The sequence below is a fragment of the Streptomyces sp. NPDC055506 genome (genome assembly GCF_053643595.1).
The window spans coordinates 1-4101 of the sequence record NZ_JBSHKH010000249.1; the positions used below are offsets into that span (position 1 = coordinate 1).

Below are 4101 nucleotides of genomic sequence, written 5' to 3' on the forward strand. Positions count from 1 at the left end.
CAGGTGAGGGAGAGACCGCCGTCGACCGGGACGACCGCGCCCGTCAGGTAGCGGCCCTCGGGGTCGGCCAGCGCGGTGATCCACCAGGCCACGTCCTCGGGCGTGGCGACCCGCCCGAGCGGGATCCGCTCGGCGAGCTGTCCGAGGAACCCCTGGTACTCCTCGGCGGACATGCCGACGCGCTCACCGATGCCGGTGTCGGTCACGCCCGGCGCGACCGACACCACCCGGATACCGCGCGGCGCCAGCTCGACGGCCCAGGTGCGGGTGAAGTGGTTCAGCGCCGCCTTCGTCGCCCAGTAGACCGAGTTGTCGGGGAACCCCTGGATGCCCAGCGAGCCGGCCGAGCTGACGTTGACGATGGTGCCGCCGGTCGCCTCCAGGGCCTCCAGCGCGGCCTGCGCCACGAAGGCCGGGGCGATCAGGTTGACGGCGACCTGATGCTCGGTCGCGGCCCGGTCGAGTTTGGCGAGCGGCGCGAACGAGCCGGTCCCGGCGTTGTTGACCAGCACGTCCAGTCGCCCGAACGCCCGCAGCGCGGCCTCCACCACCGTCTCGCCGGCCCCCGGCTCGGTGATGTCCGCGACCAGGGTGCGGATGCCGTCGTGGCCCTCGGCCGTCTCGTCGAGGGCGTCGGCGGTGCGGCCCACGACCAGGACACGGTCTCCCCGCGCGGCGAAGCGGCGGGCCGTCGCACGGCCGATTCCGGTGCCCCCACCAGTGATGATCACAGTCCTAGGAGTCATGCCGGGACGCTACTGACGAGGGCTCGAAGCCGGGTCGAGGTCAGCCCGCCGGCCGGTCGTCCCGGGTGATGTGCCGCTCCGCCACGAGCAGTTCGCCGTCCCGCCGGACCAGCCGGTCGCACATCACGCAGGACAGGTGCACGCGCGGGGCGCCGCCCCTCGGGGTCGCGAGGATCTGGACGTACGAGACGGCCTCGATGCCGTCGCCGGTGCTCCGGGCGGTCGTCATGGTCACCCAGTGCCGGTGCGTCTCCCCGGCCGCGGCCCGCCCCTCGACCGCCGCCCGCGCCCCGGCGGCGATGCCGTCCCGGCCCCGGACGGGCTCCGTCATCGACGGGGCCGCGAAGACGGCGTCGGGCGTGAACGTGCCGGCCCACGCCTCGGCGGCACCGCCGTCGAGCAACTGCATGTGGCGGGCGTAGAACTGCTGGATGTCGGTGCTGTTCACGAACGGCCTCCCCTACGACGGTTCTCCGTGACGACGGTCTCCGTGATGACGGTCTTCGTCGCCGGTCCTCGACGCCCGACCCTGGCGCACCCCTGTCGCACGTCTGTCGAATCCCGCTCGAGAGCGCCGCGCGGTCGTCGAGCGGTCTTCCAATGCCTTCCGAGCGGCTGCGGCCAGGCTGGCTTGGTCGTCCAGGAGGTGACCGTGCGCATCATTGACCTGTCCTCGCCGGTGGACGCCGGCTCGTTCGAACCGGACCCGGTGGTCCACGAGGTGATGTCCCCACGCGAGGGCGCGCTGCACATGCGCGACGAGATGCGGCGCCACTTCGACATCGAGTTCGACCCCGACGACCTGCCCGACGGCGAGTTCCTCTCGCTGGACCGGCTGAGTCTGACCACCCACACCGGCACACACGTCGACGCGCCCTCGCACTACGGCTCCCGGACGACGTACGGCACCGGCGTGCCCCGGCACATCGACGCGATGCCGCTGGAGTGGTTCCTCGCCCCCGGGGTCGTCCTGGACGTCCGGGGCCGCGAGGCGGGTGTCGTCGACGCGGCGGACCTGCGCAAGGAACTCGACCGGATCGGCTACGCGCTCGCCCCGTCCGACATCGTGCTCCTGCACACCGGCGCATCCGCGTGGTCGGGCACGAGCCGGTACTTCACCGACTTCGTCGGTCTCGACGCGAGCGCCATCGCCTTCCTGCTCGACGCGGGCATCCGGGTGGTCGGCACCGACGCGTTCAGCCTGGACGCGCCGTTCACCACGATCATCGCCGAGTACCGGCGCACCGGGGACCCCGCCGTGCTCTGGCCGGCCCATGTCGCCGGACGCCACCGGGAGTACTGCCAGATCGAGCGGCTCGCGGGCCTCGAGGAGCTGCCCGCGCCGTACGGCTTCCAGGTGGCCTGCTTCCCGGTGAAGGTCGCCGGCGCCGGGGCCGGCTGGGCGCGCGCGGTCGCCCTCGTCGACGACCAGGGCCCCCTGACCAGACCCTGACCCGAGGAGAATCCATGTACAGCACCGACCTCGCCGAGGTCTACGAGACGGTGTACCGCAGCCGGGGCAAGGACTGGGCGGCGGAGGCCGAGGACATCGCGGCCGTGGCACGCCGGCACGCCCCGGGTGCCGACACGCTGCTCGACGTGGCCTGTGGCACCGCCGCCCATCTCGGCCCCTTCAGCAAGCTCTTCGCCACGGCGGAGGGCCTGGAGATCGCGGCGCCCATGCGTGATCTGGCGCTGGAGCGGTGGCCCGGCCTGACCATCCACGAGGGCGACATGCGCGACTTCGACCTCGGTCGCCGCTACTCCGTCGTCACCTGCATGTTCTGTGCCATCGGCTATCTGGGCAGCGTCGAGGAAATGCGCTCCGCCGTGGCCTCGATGGCCCGTCACCTCGAACCGGGAGGCGTGCTGGTCATCGAACCCTGGTGGTTCCCCGAGCAGTTCAAGGAAGGGTTCGTGGCCGGGGACCTGGCCCGCGAGGGCGACAGGACCGTCGCCCGGATCTCCCACTCCACCCTCCAGGGACGCGCGACCCGGATGGAGGTCCAGTTCCTCGTCGGCGAGCCGTCGGGCATCCGGACCTTCACCGAGATCGACGTACTGACCCTGTTCACGCGTGAGGAGTACGAGCAGGCGTTCACGGACGCCGGCTGCTCCGTCGCGTACCAGCCGGGCCCGCCGACCGGCCGTGGCCTCTTCACCGGAGTCAAGGAGCGGGAGGTGTCCGGGCGATGACCACCTATGTCTGGGACTATCTGCGGGAGTACGCCGAGGAACGCGAGGAACTCCTCGACGCCGTCGACACGGTGTTCCAGTCCGGTCAGCTCGTCCTCGGACAGAGCGTCTCCGGCTTCGAGCAGGAGTTCGCCGCCTACCACGGGCAGCCGCACTGCGTCGGCGTCGACAACGGCACCAACGCCCTCGTCCTCGGCCTCCAGGCGCTCGGCGTGAAGCCGGGCGACGACGTGCTCACGGTGTCCAACACGGCGGCCCCCACGGTCCTGGCCATCGACGCCGTGGGAGCCCGGCCGGTCTTCGTCGACGTGCGCGAGGAGGACTACCTCATGCGCACCGACCTGCTGGAGGGCGCGCTCACCGAGCGGACCACGGCGATCGTGCCGGTGCACCTGTATGGGCAGTGCGTCGACATGGCCGCGGTGACCGCCTTCGCCGGGCGCCACGGCCTGAAGGTCCTGGAGGACTGCGCCCAGGCCCACGGCGCCCGCCACCACGGCCGGCTCGCCGGGACCATGGGCGACGCCGCGGCCTTCTCCTTCTACCCGACGAAGGTCCTCGGGGCGTACGGCGACGGCGGCGCGGTGGTCACCCACGACTCCGGCACGGACGCGGAGCTGCGCCGGCTGCGCTACTACGGCATGGAGGACAGGTACTACGTTGTCCAGACTCCCGGGCACAACAGCCGCCTCGACGAGGTCCAGGCCGAGATCCTCCGCCGCAAGCTACGGCGCCTCGACACCTACGTCGAGGGCCGGCGGCGCGTGGCGCGACGCTATGCGGAGGGGCTGGGGGACACCGGCCTGGTCCTGCCCGCGAACGCGGTGGGCAATGATCACGTCCACTACGTCCACGTGGTCCGCCACCCCGAGCGGGACCGGATCATCGAGCGGCTCAAGGCGTACGACATCGAGCTGAACATCAGCTACCCCTGGCCGGTGCACACGATGTCCGGCTTCGCGCACCTCGGCTACCACGAGGGCGATCTGCCGGTGACCGAGCGGCTGGCGAAGGAGATCTTCTCGCTGCCGATGTACCCCTCGCTGCCGCGGCACGTCCAGGAGAAGGTGATCGAGGCGCTCCGCGAGGTGATCGCCGGCCTGTGACGCCGTGTCCCTGTGCGAAACGCCGTGTCCCGGTGAGGCGGACCGCCTCACCG

5 protein-coding genes are annotated in these 4101 nt (G+C 71.7%); 3 read left to right on the forward strand and 2 right to left on the reverse strand.

Annotated features, from left to right (window positions below; translation table 11 throughout):
- Positions 1-731, reverse strand: a 731-nt coding sequence (locus ACWIF2_RS40155) for an SDR family NAD(P)-dependent oxidoreductase (RefSeq protein ID WP_454366595.1), incomplete at its 3' end; no start/stop codon positions are given.
- A 55-nt stretch (positions 732-786) separates the two neighbouring features.
- Positions 787-1194, reverse strand: a complete 408-nt coding sequence (locus tag ACWIF2_RS40160) for a nuclear transport factor 2 family protein (protein WP_454366587.1) — start codon at positions 1192-1194, stop codon at positions 787-789.
- Between the two features lie 204 nt (positions 1195-1398).
- Here ACWIF2_RS40160 and ACWIF2_RS40165 point away from each other — a divergent pair, with 204 nt between their 5' ends.
- From ACWIF2_RS40165 to ACWIF2_RS40175, 3 genes are read left to right on the forward strand one after another with little or no spacing between them, the layout of a single operon-like run.
- The gene (locus ACWIF2_RS40165; RefSeq protein ID WP_454366589.1) at positions 1399-2199 is read left to right on the forward strand and encodes a cyclase family protein; all 801 of its coding nucleotides are present in this window, start codon (positions 1399-1401) and stop codon (positions 2197-2199) included.
- Between the two features lie 14 nt (positions 2200-2213).
- Complete coding sequence (locus ACWIF2_RS40170; RefSeq protein WP_454366591.1) at positions 2214-2942, forward strand: class I SAM-dependent methyltransferase; 729 nt, start codon at positions 2214-2216, stop codon at positions 2940-2942.
- Entirely contained in the window at positions 2939-4048 is a 1110-nt protein-coding gene (locus ACWIF2_RS40175) for a DegT/DnrJ/EryC1/StrS family aminotransferase (protein WP_454366593.1), read from the forward strand. The genes ACWIF2_RS40170 and ACWIF2_RS40175 overlap by 4 nt, the downstream gene beginning before the upstream one ends.
- The last annotated feature ends 53 nt before the right edge of the window (positions 4049-4101 follow it).